This is a genomic window from Stenotrophomonas sp. GL_101 (assembly GCF_057835675.1).
The window spans coordinates 3,250,499-3,264,581 of record NZ_CM174432.1 but is presented as its reverse complement, the minus strand read 5'-3'; the positions used below and the strand labels follow the sequence as shown (position 1 = coordinate 3,264,581).

13 protein-coding genes are annotated in these 14,083 nt (G+C 65.9%); 9 read left to right on the top strand and 4 right to left on the bottom strand.

The window, feature by feature from the left end:
- Positions 1 to 5 precede the first annotated feature (5 nt).
- The 4 genes from rpsO (at position 6) to AC3IR9_RS14475 (ending at position 5,691) form a co-directional block, all read left to right on the top strand.
- The gene (gene rpsO, locus AC3IR9_RS14490; RefSeq protein WP_489291502.1) at positions 6 to 266 is read left to right on the top strand and encodes a 30S ribosomal protein S15; all 261 of its coding nucleotides are present in this window, start codon (positions 6 to 8) and stop codon (positions 264 to 266) included.
- Between the two features lie 148 nt (positions 267 to 414).
- A complete protein-coding gene (pnp, locus tag AC3IR9_RS14485; protein ID WP_489291500.1) occupies positions 415 to 2,526 on the top strand; it encodes a polyribonucleotide nucleotidyltransferase in 2,112 nt (703 codons plus the stop codon).
- Positions 2,527 to 2,831: 305 nt separating this feature from the next.
- Entirely contained in the window at positions 2,832 to 4,004 is a 1,173-nt protein-coding gene (locus AC3IR9_RS14480) for a glycoside hydrolase family 18 protein (protein WP_489291498.1), read from the top strand.
- Between the two features lie 100 nt (positions 4,005 to 4,104).
- Positions 4,105 to 5,691: a winged helix-turn-helix domain-containing protein gene (locus tag AC3IR9_RS14475; RefSeq protein WP_489291496.1), complete on the top strand. Its 1,587-nt coding sequence runs from the start codon at positions 4,105 to 4,107 to the stop codon at positions 5,689 to 5,691.
- Here AC3IR9_RS14475 and AC3IR9_RS14470 read toward each other — a convergent pair.
- The 4 genes from AC3IR9_RS14470 to AC3IR9_RS14455 form a co-directional block, all read right to left on the bottom strand.
- Entirely contained in the window at positions 5,660 to 6,736 is a 1,077-nt protein-coding gene (locus AC3IR9_RS14470; RefSeq protein ID WP_489291494.1) for a serine hydrolase domain-containing protein, read from the bottom strand. The two genes, AC3IR9_RS14475 and AC3IR9_RS14470, sit on opposite strands and share 32 nt — an antisense overlap.
- A gap of 107 nt (positions 6,737 to 6,843) precedes the next feature.
- Complete coding sequence (locus AC3IR9_RS14465; RefSeq protein WP_489291491.1) at positions 6,844 to 8,430, bottom strand: PepSY-associated TM helix domain-containing protein; 1,587 nt, start codon at positions 8,428 to 8,430, stop codon at positions 6,844 to 6,846.
- Positions 8,431 to 8,440: 10 nt separating this feature from the next.
- The gene (locus tag AC3IR9_RS14460; RefSeq protein ID WP_489291490.1) at positions 8,441 to 8,704 is read right to left on the bottom strand and encodes a hypothetical protein; all 264 of its coding nucleotides are present in this window, start codon (positions 8,702 to 8,704) and stop codon (positions 8,441 to 8,443) included.
- On the bottom strand, positions 8,704 to 9,000 hold the full coding sequence (locus tag AC3IR9_RS14455; protein ID WP_489291488.1) for a hypothetical protein: 297 nt from the start codon (positions 8,998 to 9,000) through the stop codon (positions 8,704 to 8,706). The genes AC3IR9_RS14460 and AC3IR9_RS14455 overlap by 1 nt, the downstream gene beginning before the upstream one ends.
- 367 nt (positions 9,001 to 9,367) lie before the next feature.
- Between AC3IR9_RS14455 and thrS the strand changes: the two genes are divergently transcribed.
- From thrS to pheS, 5 genes are all read left to right on the top strand, one after another.
- Positions 9,368 to 11,272, top strand: a complete 1,905-nt coding sequence (thrS, locus tag AC3IR9_RS14450; protein ID WP_489291486.1) for a threonine--tRNA ligase — start codon at positions 9,368 to 9,370, stop codon at positions 11,270 to 11,272.
- Positions 11,273 to 11,320: 48 nt separating this feature from the next.
- Positions 11,321 to 11,860, top strand: a complete 540-nt coding sequence (infC, locus tag AC3IR9_RS14445; protein WP_489295840.1) for a translation initiation factor IF-3 — start codon at positions 11,321 to 11,323, stop codon at positions 11,858 to 11,860.
- A gap of 361 nt (positions 11,861 to 12,221) precedes the next feature.
- Positions 12,222 to 12,419 (top strand): 50S ribosomal protein L35, encoded by a 198-nt coding sequence (gene rpmI, locus AC3IR9_RS14440; RefSeq protein WP_017355265.1) that lies wholly within the window; start codon positions 12,222 to 12,224, stop codon positions 12,417 to 12,419.
- Positions 12,420 to 12,429: 10 nt separating this feature from the next.
- A complete protein-coding gene (gene rplT, locus AC3IR9_RS14435; protein ID WP_011037598.1) occupies positions 12,430 to 12,789 on the top strand; it encodes a 50S ribosomal protein L20 in 360 nt (119 codons plus the stop codon).
- Positions 12,790 to 12,985: 196 nt separating this feature from the next.
- Positions 12,986 to 13,981, top strand: coding sequence for a phenylalanine--tRNA ligase subunit alpha (gene pheS, locus AC3IR9_RS14430; protein WP_489291484.1), 996 nt, complete (start codon positions 12,986 to 12,988; stop codon positions 13,979 to 13,981).
- Positions 13,982 to 14,083 lie beyond the last annotated feature (102 nt).

The following is a 14,083-nucleotide window of genomic DNA, read 5'->3' as shown; positions in this document are numbered from 1 at the left end:
TAGAAATGTCGATCGACACCCAGAAAGTCATTGAAGACAACAAGCGCAGCTCGGCCGATACCGGCTCCCCGGAAGTCCAGGTCGCCCTGCTGACCGCCCGCATCGAGCTGCTGACCGGCCACTTCAAGGCCCACAAGAAGGATCACCACAGCCGCCGCGGCCTGCTGCAGATGGTCAACCGCCGCCGCAGCCTCCTCGACTATCTGAAGAAGAAAGACGTGGTGCGCTACAAGAGCCTGATCGAAAAGCTTGGCCTGCGTCGCTAAGCAGAAATCCCGACCGCGGCGCAGGAATGCGCCGCGGTTTTGTTTTGGCAGTACCGCACCAAACGCCTGGACCGGACAACCGGTCACCCGTCGGCGGCAAGGGTCGCCCGCGGTCCATTGAAGACAGCATCCTCCCAAGGAATCCCCCGTGGCAAAAATCACCAAAACCTTCCAGTACGGCAAGCACACCGTCACGCTTGAAACCGGCGAAATCGCCCGTCAGGCCGGTGGCGCCGTCATCGTCAAGTTCGACGACACCGTGCTGCTGGTCTCCGCCGTGGCTGCCAAGAGTGCGCGTGAGGGTCAGGATTTCTTCCCGCTGACCTGCGACTACCAGGAGCGCTTCTACGCCGGTGGCCGCATCCCGGGTGGCTTCTTCAAGCGCGAAGGCCGCGCGACCGAAAAAGAGACGCTGATTTCGCGCCTGATCGATCGCCCGATCCGCCCGCTGTTCCCGGAAGACTACAAGAACGAAGTGCAGATCATCGCCACGGTGATGTCGCTGAACCCGGACATCGACGGCGACATCGCCGCGCTGATCGGCGCCTCGGCGGCGCTGTCGCTGGCCGGCACCCCGTTCAAGGGCCCGATCGCCGCTGCCAAGGTCGGCTACAAGAACGGTGAGTACATCCTCAACCCGACCGTGACCGAGCTGAAGGATTCGGAGCTGGAACTGGTGGTTGCCGGTACCTCCAACGCCGTGCTGATGGTGGAATCCGAAGCGGCGCTGCTGTCCGAAGAAGTGATGCTGGGCGCTGTGACCTTCGGTCACCGCGAAATGCAGAAGGTCATCAACGCGATCAACGAGCTGACCGTGGAAGCCGGCACCAAGCCGTCGACCTGGGTGGCCCCGGCCAAGAACGACGCCCTGATCAGCGCCCTGCAGGAAGCCATCGGCCCGCGCCTGGGCGAAGCCTTCCAGGTGCACGACAAGCTGCAGCGTCGTGATGCCATCTCGGCGATCAAGAAGGACGTGAGCGAGTCGCTGGCTGGCCGCGTGGCCTCGGAAGGTTGGGCCTCGGCCGAACTGTCCAAGGAATTTGGCGAGCTGGAATACAGCACCATGCGCAACTCGGTGCTGGACACCAAGGTCCGCATCGACGGCCGTGCGCTGGACACCGTCCGCCCGGTCACCGTGAAGACCGGCATCCTGCCGCGTACCCACGGCTCGGCGCTGTTCACCCGTGGTGAAACCCAGGCGATCGTTGCGATCACCCTGGGCACCGCCCGCGACGGTCAGGTCATCGACGCGGTGTCCGGTGAGTACAAGGACAACTTCCTGTTCCATTACAACTTCCCCCCCTACTCGGTGGGTGAAACCGGCCGCATGATGGGCCCGAAGCGTCGCGAAATCGGCCACGGCCGTCTCGCCAAGCGCGGCGTGCTGGCAGTGATGCCGTCGCTGGAATCGTTCCCGTACACGATCCGCGTGGTCTCGGAAATCACCGAGTCGAACGGCTCCTCGTCGATGGCCTCGGTCTGCGGTTCCTCGCTGGCCCTGATGGACGCCGGCGTGCCGGTCAAGTCGCCGGTGGCGGGTATCGCCATGGGTCTGGTCAAGGAAGGCGAGCGCTTCGTGGTTCTGTCGGACATCCTGGGTGACGAAGATCACCTGGGCGACATGGACTTCAAGGTCGCCGGTACCGCTGAGGGCATCTCCGCCCTGCAGATGGATATCAAGATCGAAGGCATCACCGAAGAAATCATGAAGCAGGCACTGCAGCAAGCCAAGGCTGGCCGTCTGCACATCCTGGGTGAAATGGCCCACGGCCTGACCGCCCCGCGCCAGGAGCTGTCGGACTACGCGCCGCGCCTGCTGACCATCAAGATCCACCCGGACAAGATCCGCGAAGTGATCGGCAAGGGTGGTTCCACCATCCAGGCCATCACCAAGGAAACCGGCACCCAGATCGACATCCAGGATGACGGCACCATCGTCATCGCCTCGGTCAATGCCATCGCTGCACAGGCCGCCAAGGCCCGCATCGAGCAGATCACCTCGGACGTCGAGCCGGGCCGCATCTACGAAGGCAAGGTCGCCAAGATCATGGACTTCGGCGCGTTCGTCACCATCCTGCCGGGCAAGGACGGCCTGGTCCACGTCTCGCAGATTTCCAGCGAGCGCGTGGAGAAGGTCGGCGACAAGCTGAAGGAAGGCGATGTGGTCAAGGTCAAGGTGCTGGAAGTGGACAAGCAGGGCCGTATCCGCCTGTCGATGAAGGCCGTCGAAGAAGGCGAAGGCGTGACTGCCGCCGAGTAATTGGCCCAAAGCCAATGACGCGGTAGATGAGGACCTTGGGTCCTCACTGCCTTGCAAAGAAAAAAACGCGCTTCGGCGCGTTTTTTTTGTTCTTGTGCGGCGCCGGGGAATTCAACGTCGCGCCACGCTGTTGGCCACGAGAGGTGCGTGCGGACATCACGCAGGACTGCCGCGCAGCCGTTGCTGACCCGTGCACGCGGTGTCTGGATGTCCATCGGACAGATTTACCGGACTTGCTCCACCGGCACGCAGCGCAGTGCAACCGGTCTGCTAACGTGGCCTCCGACGCCAAACGGGGAAAGACCATGTTGCGCACGACCACCGCTGTACTTGTGGCACTGATTGCCGGTTTCACTGCATCGGCGGCATCGGCGGCGAGCCCTGCACCGACCGTGATCGGCGCGTACTACCCCGGTGGTTCGGCCGAGCGTTATCCGGTGGCGAGCATCCCGGCAGAGACCCTCACCCATCTGTTCTATGCGTTCGCGCGCATCGAAGACGGCCGCTGCGTGGTGGATGCGCAGGCCGACGCGCACTTCAGCGCATTGGCGGCACTCAAGCAAAAACACCCGGCGTTGCACACGATGATCTCGATCGGCGGCTGGAACGCCGGTGGATTCTCCGATACCGCGCTCAGCGCCGACAGCCGCAAGCGCTTCGTCGCCTCCTGCGTGTCGTTGTTCTTCGACCAGTATCGCGGCAGCTTCGATGGCGTGGACATCGACTGGGAATTCCCGGTGTATGGCGGCCCTGTCGAGATCACCGACCGTCCGCAGGATCGCCGCAACATGACCCTGCTGGCACGGGAGTTCCGTCGCCAGCTCGATGAAGTCGGCAGTGCCGGCAAGCAGCACTTTCAGCTCACCGCCGCGCTGCCTGCCGGGCGCGTGCAGACCGATGGCGCCTATGACCCGGCGCGCAGCTACGAGCTCAAGGCGCTGGCGGAAATCCTCGATTTCATCAACCTGATGAGCTACGACATGGGCACCGGCTTCTCCAGCGTAGCCACCTTCAACGCGCCGTTGCGCGAGGTGCCGGCCGATCCGCTGGATCCGGCGCAGCGCCGCTGGAACAACGTTGAGGGCGCGGTGCGCTACTACCAGCAGCACGGGGTGCCGGCCGACAAGCTGGTGCTGGGCGTGCCGTTCTACGGGCGCGGGTTCCGGGTCACTACCGATGTCGCCGACGGGCTGCACCAGCCGTACAGCGAACCCTTCGATGCCGGCGACTGGCGGCGTATCGCCAGCGAGTTCCTGGGCAAGCCCGGCTGGCAGCGGCATTGGCATCCGGTCGCGCAGGCGCCGTGGCTGTACAACCCGACCGAGCGCGTTTTCATCAGCTACGAAGACCCCACCTCGATCGGGATGCGCGCGGACTTCGCCAAGGCGGCGCAGCTGCGCGGCGTGTTCACCTGGGAACTGACCGGCGACGACGCGCAGGGCAGCCTGCTGCAGGCGATGGCGGCACCCTTCCGGTAACGCGATGGCATGCGTGGCGGAAGCGCCGCCCATCGTGCCCAGCCACGCATGGGGCTTGCCGGTGGCGTGGGCCGGCGCACGGTGCCCTATGCTGTGCGGCATGACCCTCGTGCGCCTGCTGGATCTGCACATCGACCGCGCCCGCCAGGAGGTGCGCCGCGGCGACGTGCTCCTGCCCGTGGCCGGCCTCAGTTGGCGGCTGTTCGATTGCCTGCTGGCCCACGGCAGCGACGTGGTGGACTTCGATACGCTGGCGCAGCAGGTGTGGGCGCCAGCGGTGGTGGGCGAAGACGCGATCAGCCAGCGGGTGAAGCTGCTGCGGCAGGCGCTGGGCGATGACAGCCGCCGGCCGCGTTACCTGCGCTCGGTACGCGGCCGCGGCTATCAGCTGTGCGCACCCCTGCAACCGCTCACCGCCGATGCACCGGCCGGTCAGCCTCCCGCCTGGCGCCAAGGGCGGAGGAGGTTGGCGGTGGGCGCGATCGCCGCCGTTGCTGCGGTGGCGGTCGTCGTTGTCCTCGCATGGCCGGCGCACCACCCGCGTTCGCCGGCCGAGCCACTGCTGCAACGTGCCGCCCATTACGCCAGCATCGGCCAGGCCAGCAACAACCAGCGTGCCATCGTGCTGTATCGGCAGGCGCTGCAGGTCGATCCGGATTCCAGCACGGCCAGGCGCGGGCTGGCGCGTGCGCTGGCGGCGCAGGCGTGCCTGTTCAATGGCCCGCGCAGCGACGCCGAAGCCGCGCTGGTGCTGGCCACCGAGGTACTCCGGACTGCCCCGGAAGACGCGGCCGCATTCGCCGCACGGGGCTACGCCCATGATTGCCTGGGGGCGATGCCGCAGGCCGTCGCCGACTACCAGCAGGCGCTGCAGCGCGATCCCAGCGATGAACCCACGCGTGCCTCGCTGGCCTACCTGCACCAGGAACAAGGCCACCTGGCGCAGGCGCTGCAGGCCAACCTTGGGCTGCGTGCCCCCGAGCGCATCCGCTTCCTCGATGTGCAGGTCGCGCGCGAACTGGAGCTGCTCGGCTTTACCGATGCCGCCGCGCGCCGCCACGAGCGCAACTTCCAGCTTTTCCCCGACAACGTGTTCGCCAACATCGCCTGGCCGCGCACGCTGCTGGTCAGGGGCGAACCGGACAGGGCCCAGGCCGCGTTGGCGCTGGCGCTCGCGCGCGGTACACCGCATCCGGCGTTGCTGCAGCTGCAGGGCGAAATACACCTGATGACAGGCGACCGTGCAGGCGCGGCGCAGGCGTTCGAGCGCGGCCGCCAACTGCGCCCGGCGCAGTCGATGGGGCAGACCCTGGCCGGGTTGTATGCCGACCCGGCGCCCCCGGCGGCGTGGATCGCCGCTCGCCTGGCGGCCCTGTCGGACCAGACCGGCCAGGTGGACGGCTGGTCCGACGATGCACTCGAGCGTGCCCTGTTGCACCAGGCGCAGGGCAACCGTAGTGCCGCCCTGGCCGACCTGCACCGCGCGGTGGATGCCGGCTTCCGTGATGCCGCCTGGCTGCGTGCCACGCCGTTGTTCGCCGCGCTGCACGCCGCGCCCGGCTGGCCAGCGCTGCTGGCCAGGATCGAGACCGACGTCGGCACGCAGCGCGCGCAGGTGCTGGCTGCGTCGTGGCGCCCCACCGACCTGGATGGTCTCAGTGCAGGGCCGGCAGCAGGAAATCGGTAAGGATGCGCCGCGATTGCGGATGGGCATAGCTGCGGTTGTAGGCGCGGCTGGTGATGACCGCCACCAGCTTCTGCGCGGGGATCACGAACACATAGTTGCCGCCATTGCCGGACATCGCCCACACCGTGCTCGCGCGCCCCTGCACCGGCAGCTTGAGCCCCCACCACTGGTACCCGTAATCGCTGCCATCGCCGGTGCTGGCCTGTGCGCGGGTCATGGCCGCCATGTAGTCCGCAGGAATCAGTGCCTTGCCCTGCCAGTGGCCACCGGCCAGCACCAGTTCGCCCAGTCGCGCCAGGTCGCGGCTGCGGTAGCGGGTGCCGCCACCGCCCATGCCGATGCCTTCCGGCGAACGGTTCCAGTGGCTGGCGGTGATCCCCAGCGGGCGTTCCAGTACCTGGGCGGCGTAGTCGGCCAGCGGCATCTGCGTGGCCCGTTCAAGCACCGCGCCGAGCACGAACGAATTGGCGGTGCAGTAGGCATGGGCGCGCCCGTGCGGACTGTCCTGCGGGCGTGTCATCCACGGCGCGAAGCCCTTGACCGGCAAGGACAGGGCAAAGTCCAGCCACTTCTCGGTGACGTACATGCGTTCCTCATTGCCGGCCGAGAACGCGTTCTCGTCGTCGCACTCCCACAGGCTGCTCATGGTCAGCAGGTCTTCGAGGGTGGTGGCGCGCAGGCGCGGGTCTACGCGATGCGCGGCAGTGAACGCGGGGAAGTAATCGTATACGCGGGCGTGCACACCGGGCAGGTGGCCATCGCCGATGGCGGCCCCGACCAGCAGCGCGGTGACGCTTTTGCTGGCCGAGCGGACGTCATGCAGCGTGTCGGCGGTGGCGCCGTTGAAGTAGTGCTCGTAGGCCACCTTGCCGTCGACCAGCAGCAGCACGCTGGTGACCTGCTTGATGTCCTCGCTGGCGATCGCCGCTTCGAGCGCGGCGAGCCGGGTGGGGTCCAGTTGCGCCGGTGCGGTACGTCCGGGCAGGGGCAGGCAGGCGGCCAGCGACAGGATCAGGGTGGCGCAACGGGGTAGGCGAATGTGCATGGTCAGGCTCCTTGGGGTAGGGGCCAACTACGCCACGGCGCCTGCTGAAGTGCTGGAAGAACGCCTGAAGTTTTCTGAAAGCCCGTGCGGACAAGGGCTGGCCGGGTTTACGCGGCAGAAGCGTCGTTCCGGCGCGGGCGCGCCCACACGCTGTTGGGCTCGCCATGCAGCGCGCGCCGGCTGCTGGCACGTGCCATCGCCGCAAATCCCACTGCCATCGCCAGTGCCACTCCATCCACCCAGAACAGCGGCCAGTAGCCGCGCACGGCGCTGGTCCAGAGCCACAGCCCACTCATCGCGCCGTGCACCAGTGGGATCAGCGCGGTGGTGATCGCCGCGGCCCACAGCAGCTCGCGTGCGGCCTGCCACGGTGCCCGCAGCGCGGCCCACAGGGCGCAGCCGCCCCAGACCAGGAAACAGGTCCAGCGCATGCCGGCATCGGCCTGCGCGGGCGCCAGGTACTCCAGCAGCTGCACGCTGACGAAGGCGGCCGACACGGCCACGCACAAGCCGATGCACACCCCGACGGTGGCCCGCGCCATGTTGATCTGCGCGCGCCCCTGTTGCTGCTGGCGGCGCTTGCGCCGCGACTCGATCCACAGCAGGTTGCCCGAATAGAACAGGAATGCGCCGCCCAGCCCCAGGGCGAAGTACAGCCATGGCACCAGGCCGTTGCCGTATTCGCCAAAGTGCAGTGCGTAGGCCGCCGCCAGGGTGGCATGGTTGGCATCGCGCTTGCCGGGCAGCTGCGTATGCAGCACGTCGCCGGTGTTGGCATCCAGCGCCACCGCGCCCAGTGGGCCCAATGACACGCCGCCGTCGCCGGTGATCTCGATCACTGCATTGGCATCGCCTGCGTTGGCCAGTTTCAGGTAGGCCGGCTCGAACCGTGCCTGGCCCAGGTCGTGGGCGACGGCGATTGCGCGCGCGTGCAGCATCACCAGGCTGCCCGGTCGTACCGGTTCACCGGCGGCGGCACGGACCGGCGCGGTGTCCATCGCCGCTGGCAGCGCTTCCAGCAGCTTGCCACCGTAAATCAGGGGGTTGAGTGCGGCCATCTGCAGGAACACCAGGCACAGCAGCGCGCCGGTCACGGCGAACAGCAGGTGGAAGGGCAGGCTGAGCACACCGATCACGTTGTGCGCGTCCTGCCACATCTGCTTCAGGTTGCGGCCCGGGCGCAGCGCGAACAGGTCGCCCAGCAGCTTGGGCAGGTGGATGACCAGCCCGGACAACAACGCCAGCCCGTACAGCAGGCTGACCACGCCCATCAGGTAGATGCCCGCCACCGGCAGGCCCAGCGTGTAATGCAGTTCGTTGACCAGCTCGGCCAGCCCGGCCTGCGGTGGGGTCGGGCTGCCGTCGTACTGGTCGGCCCAGGCGAACAGCCAGGTGCCGTTGGCATCCTGCCAGTAGGCGATGGACTGCGGTGTTTCCGCCCCGGGGAAGGTCATGCCGACGTGCTTGCGCGCTTCCGGATGCCGGGCCAGCACGCCGTCGAGCAGGCGCTGGGTGTCTTCCAGCGTCTGTGCCGGCCGCTCCATGGCGTGCGGCGTCTGCCACAGCGGCAGGTCGTGGTGGAACACGGTGATCGCGCCGGCATAGAACGCCACGAACAACGCGAAGCCGGCGACCAGGCCCAGCCAGGTGTGCAAGGTGGTGAAGGTGCGCAGGGTGAGTGAACTGAATTTCATCGGGACACCCTCACAGCACCCAGTGCAGGGTGCGCAGCAGCCACAGCAGCGCGAAACCGGCCAGCGCGCTGGCGCCCAGCCAGGCCCAGGCGTGCCATCCGGTACGGAACGCAAATGCCCACAGGGCCGCCAGCATCCACAACGGGATGAAGGCCACCAGGCTGGGCACGATCGCCGACTGCCACGGCCCCGGTGGCAGCCACGCCACCAGTCCGCTGGCGGCGGCCGCCACGAAGAATCCGGCCAGCAGACCGGCCAGCGCGCGCGCCCACATCAGTGCTGCGCCTCGCGCTCGGGCCGGGTCCAGGCGGCCAGGTAAGGCAGCACCAGTGCGGTCAGCATCCAGCCGGCCAGGGTCACGCACAGGCCTGTGGCCAGGCCCAGCTGGCCCATCCACAGCCACAACGAGGTTGTCGCCGCCACCAGCCCGATCTGTCGGCCCAGCCGCCCGGCCCGGCGCAGGCGCGGCCAGCGGCAGTGCGGCGAGGCGGCATAGAACGCCAGTGCGGAGAAGGCCGATACGCTACCGGCGAAGCTGGAGTAGAGCAGGGCCAGGGTGCTGCTGCTCACCACGCGCGATCCGGGGACATCATGGAGGGGGATCCTTGAGACAAAAGGCGTTGCGGCAAATGGCCGGCAATCCGCGCATGGTAATCATTGCGGTTTTTGTTCGCCACAGCGCCCTGTTCAGGCGGCGCGGGCAACGCGCGCGACAGGCATCTGCCGATTGGTTTAAGATCACCCCATCCCTATCAAGGCAACAAGGTGGCCCGCGCCCAGCGCCGGTCTAGCGTGTGACATGAGCACTACCACCGCCCACCGCTGAACGCTCCCGACGGCCCCTGACGCAGGCGCCTTCGTGGCGCTTTTTTGTTGCCCTGCACCCGATTCCGCATCCCCGGCCTGGCACCCAGGCCCACCATCTCGAAGCCCAGTCATGATCGCGATCACGCTCCCCGACGGCAGCCGCCGTGAGTTCGAAAACCCCGTCAGTGTCATGGACGTCGCCCAGTCGATCAGCGCCGGCCTGGCCAAGGCCACCATCGCCGGTTCGGTCGACGGCGTGCTGGTCGATGCCAGCGACGTCATCGACCACGATGCCAGCCTGCGCATCATCACCGCCAAGGACGAGGAGGGCGTGGAGATCATCCGCCACTCTGCCGCGCATCTGGTCGGCCATGCGGTCAAGCAGCTGTACCCGGATGCCAAGATGGTGATCGGCCCGGTCATTGCCGAAGGCTTCTATTACGACATCCATTCCGAGCGTCCGTTCACGCCCGAGGACATGGCCGCGATCGAAAAGCGCATGGGTGAACTGATCGCCCAGGACTACGACGTGGTCAAGCAGGTCACCCCGCGTGCGGAGGTCATCGAGATCTTCAAGGCACGTGGCGAGGACTACAAACTGCGCCTGATTGAAGACATGTCGCCGGACATCCAGGCGATGGGCATGTATTACCACCAGGAATACGTGGACATGTGCCGCGGCCCGCACGTGCCCAACACGCGCTTCCTGAAGGCCTTCAAGCTGACCCGCATTTCCGGTGCGTACTGGCGCGGCGACGCCAAGAACGAGCAGCTGCAGCGCATCTACGGCACCGCCTGGGCCGACAAGAAGCAGCTTGAGGCCTACATCAAGCGCATCGAAGAAGCCGAAATGCGCGACCACCGCCGCATCGGCAAGCAGCAGGAACTGTTCCACCTGCAGGAAGAGGCCCCGGGCCTGGTGTTCTGGCACCCCAAGGGCTGGGCGCTGTGGCAGGTGGTCGAGCAGCACATGCGCCGTGTCTACCGCGACAGCGGCTACGGCGAAGTGCGTTGCCCGCAGATCCTGGATGTGAGCCTGTGGCAGAAGTCCGGCCACTGGGACAACTACCAGGAGAACATGTTCTTCACCGAGTCGGAAAAGCGCACCTACGCGGTCAAGCCGATGAACTGCCCGGGCCATATCCAGGTGTTCAACCAGGGCCTGCACAGCTACCGCGACCTGCCGATCCGCTACGGCGAATTCGGCTCGTGCCATCGCAACGAGCCGTCCGGCGCGCTGCACGGCATCCTGCGCGTGCGTGGCTTCACCCAGGACGACGGGCATGTGTTCTGCACCGAATCGCAGATCGAAGCCGAAGTGACCGCGTTCCACCAGCAGGCGCTGGCGGTGTACACCACGTTCGGTTTCGAGGACATCCAGATCAAGATCGCGCTGCGCCCGGAAAAGCGCCTCGGCGACGATGCCACCTGGGACAAGGCCGAAGCGGCGCTGCGCTCGGCGCTGGGCAGCTGCGGGGTGGAGTGGCAGGAGCTGCCGGGCGAGGGCGCCTTCTACGGCCCGAAGATCGAGTACCACCTCAAGGACGCCATCGGCCGCACCTGGCAGCTGGGCACCATGCAGGTCGATTTCATGATGCCCGGCCGCCTTGGCGCCGAGTATGTGGATGAAAACAGCCAGAAAAAGCACCCGGTCATGCTGCACCGGGCCATCGTTGGTTCGATGGAGCGCTTCATCGGCATCCTGATCGAACACCACGCCGGGTCCTTCCCGTCCTGGCTGGCCCCGACCCAGGTGGTGGTGGCCAACATCACCGATGCCCAGGCTGAATACGTAAGCCAGGTCAGGAAAACCCTTGCAGATCAAGGCTTCCGGGTAAACGCCGATTTGCGCAACGAGAAGATCGGATATAAGATTCGCGAGCATACGCTGCAGCGGGTCCCGTACCTGCTGGTGGTTGGCGACCGTGAGAAGGAAAATGGCGCCGTGGCCGTGCGTACGCGCTCTGGCGAAGATCTGGGCAGCATGTCCGTCCAGGCCTTCATCGAGCGGTTGCAGGCAGAACAGTCCGTGTAAGAAAGTCCCGGCCCTGCGGATCATCCGCACGGGGCCGGTTTGATTCCTCTGGGAGATTGCAATATCAGTACCCCTGACAACAAACAGAACCGCAAGAATCAGGAAATCCGAGTGCCGCGCGTACGCGTGATCGGCAGCGACGGTGAAATGATTGGCGTGTTGACGCGTGACGAAGCGCTGTCGATGGCCGAAGACGAAGGTCTGGACCTCGTCGAGATCCAGCCGCAGGCCGATCCGCCTGTGTGCAAGATCATGGACTTCGGCAAGTTCAAGTTCGAAACGCAGAAGAAGGCCAATGAGGCCAAGAAGAAGACCAAGCAGGTCGAGATCAAGGAAGTGAAGTTCCGCCCGGTCACCGATGAAGGCGACTACCAGATCAAGCTGCGCAAGATGCGCGGCTTCCTGGAAGAGGGCGACAAGATCAAGGTCAACATCCGCTTCCGTGGTCGTGAAATGAGCCATCAGGAACTGGGTCGCGAAATGGCCAGCCGGATCGAAGGTGATCTGGGCGAGGACATCGTGATCGAGTCCCGTCCGCGCCTTGAAGGCCGGCAGATGGTCATGATGATCGCGCCGAAGAAGAAGTAAGGCGTTCCTGGAGCCACGCCATGCGTGGCTGAATGGCCGTACAGCCGACCGTTGGTCGGCTACGCGCACTGCGCGCGCTTTTGTGGGGGTCTCAGGCAGCCGACCAACGGTCGGCTCTACGTGGGCCCCGGCAAACCCTGCCCGATCAATGGCTTGCATCCGTCTCAAGGCCCATGCATAATGGGCGACCCCGTTTATTTGCGGGGCTGCTGTTTTGAACGGTTTCAAGCTTTTCAACGGCAACAGGACCGGCCTGGTTCCCATCGGGGATCCCGGGCTTACAAGCAGGCAAGGGCACGGACGGAAAGTGTGGCATCGCCACCGCCCTGGTCAGTGACAAAACATCATCAAGGACATTGCAATGCCCAAGATCAAGACCAACCGGGCGGCGGCCAAGCGTTTCCGCAAGACCGCCTCCGGCAAGTTCAAGGCTGGCCATGCCAACCGTAGCCACATCCTCACGAAGAAGTCGACCAAGCGGAAGCGCAATCTGCGTCAGACGAACCATGTTCGTGCAGAAGACGCAGGCCGTTTGAACCGTATGCTTCCCTACCTCTGAGGACTGACCCATGGCACGAGTAAAGCGTGGCGTACAGGCGCGTCGCCGTCACAAGAAAATTCTGACCCTTGCAAAGGGTTACTACAACGCTCGCCGCAAGGTGTTCCGCGTTGCCAAGCAGGCCGTCATCAAGGCACAGCAGTACGCCTACATCGGTCGTAAGCAGAAGAAGCGTAATTTCCGTTCGCTGTGGATCACCCGCATCAATGCGGCTGCCCGCATCAATGGTCTGAGCTACAGCCGTTTCATGAACGGCATGCTGAAGGCCGGCATCACCCTGGACCGTAAGGTTCTGGCTGACATCGCCGTGCACGACGCTGCTGGCTTTGCTGCACTGGCCGAAAAGGCCAAGGGCGCACTGGCGGCATAAGTCCATTCCCCTGCCGGTGCCGGTTTCGCGCAACGGCGGTGGGTAAGGCAAATGCATGGGGAAGGGCGCAAGTCCTTCCCCATTCTTTTTTGTGGTGGCGGTGGCCGGCAACGGACCATCGACCCGACAGCGGTGGCGACGGGGGTCGGCCCGGCGCATATCGCGAAGGCAATCCGACGCGAGGCCCCGGCTATCCATGAGTGACATCCAATCCCTGACCACCCAGGCACTGGCCGACGTGGCCGCCGCGCAGACCCCCGAGACGCTTGAAGCGTTGCGTGTGGCCCTGCTCGGCAAGAGTGGCAGCATCACCGCCCAGCTCAAGCAGCTTGGCGCACTGCCGGCCGATGCGCGCAAGGCCGCCGGCGAAGCCATCAACCTTGCCCGCGACGCGCTGACCACGGCGCTGGGCGAACGCAAGGCCGTGCTGGAAGACGCCGCACTGGATGCGCGCCTGGCCGCTGAAGCGATCGACATCACCCTGCCGGGCCGCCGCGCCGATCGCGCGGGGCTGCACCCGGTCACCCGCACGTTGGAGCGCATCACCGAGATCTTCGGCCGCCTCGGTTACGAGTTGTCCGAAGGCCCGGAAATCGAAGACGACTGGCACAACTTCGAGGCGCTGAACTTCCCGCCGCACCATCCGGCGCGTGCCATGCACGACACCTTCTATTTCGGCGATGGCCGCCTGCTGCGCACGCATACCTCCGGGGTGCAGGTGCGCTACATGGGCGAGCACGCACCGCCGCTGCGCATGATCGCCGCCGGCAAGGTCTACCGCAGCGACAGCGACCAGACCCATTCGCCGATGTTCCATCAGGTCGAAGGCCTGCTGGTGGACGAGCATTCGACCTTCGCCGACCTCAAGGGCACGCTGTCCGAGTTCGTGCGCGCCTTCTTCGAGCGCGATTTCGAGATGCGCTTCCGCCCCAGCTACTTCCCCTTCGTCGAGCCCGGTGCCGAAGTGGATATCGCCTGGCAGCAGCCCGATGGCAGCACCCGCTGGCTGGAAGTGCTCGGCTGCGGCATGGTCCATCCGAACGTGCTGCGCAGCGTGGGCATCGACCCGGAGCGCTACACCGGCTTCGCCTTCGGACTGGGCGTGGAGCGCTTTGCGATGCTGCGCTATGGCGTGAACGATCTGCGCGCGTTCTTCGAGAACGACGTGCGGTTCCTGAAGCAGTTCGCGTAATCACGACACGGTACCGTCCTCCGGTGCCCGGCGCGCAGCGCTGCACGGCGGACGACAACGACAGAAGGCAATGGTGGGCCGCGGCCCACTCCAGGGTGACAC

Bases quoted from the DNA above. Each gene is read 5' to 3' on its own strand.
- rpmI (WP_017355265.1), top strand. From the start codon at position 12,222: ATGCCCAAGATCAAGACCAACCGGGCGGCGGCCAAGCGTTTCCGCAAG.
- rplT (WP_011037598.1), top strand. From the start codon at position 12,430: ATGGCACGAGTAAAGCGTGGCGTACAGGCGCGTCGCCGTCACAAGAAA.
- AC3IR9_RS14470 (WP_489291494.1), bottom strand. From the start codon at position 6,736: ATGCACATTCGCCTACCCCGTTGCGCCACCCTGATCCTGTCGCTGGCC.
- rpsO (WP_489291502.1), top strand. From the start codon at position 6: ATGTCGATCGACACCCAGAAAGTCATTGAAGACAACAAGCGCAGCTCG.
- thrS (WP_489291486.1), top strand. From the start codon at position 9,368: ATGATCGCGATCACGCTCCCCGACGGCAGCCGCCGTGAGTTCGAAAAC.
- AC3IR9_RS14480 (WP_489291498.1), top strand. From the start codon at position 2,832: ATGTTGCGCACGACCACCGCTGTACTTGTGGCACTGATTGCCGGTTTC.
- AC3IR9_RS14460 (WP_489291490.1), bottom strand. From the start codon at position 8,704: ATGTGGGCGCGCGCGCTGGCCGGTCTGCTGGCCGGATTCTTCGTGGCG.
- AC3IR9_RS14465 (WP_489291491.1), bottom strand. From the start codon at position 8,430: ATGAAATTCAGTTCACTCACCCTGCGCACCTTCACCACCTTGCACACC.
- AC3IR9_RS14475 (WP_489291496.1), top strand. From the start codon at position 4,105: ATGACCCTCGTGCGCCTGCTGGATCTGCACATCGACCGCGCCCGCCAG.
- pheS (WP_489291484.1), top strand. From the start codon at position 12,986: ATGAGTGACATCCAATCCCTGACCACCCAGGCACTGGCCGACGTGGCC.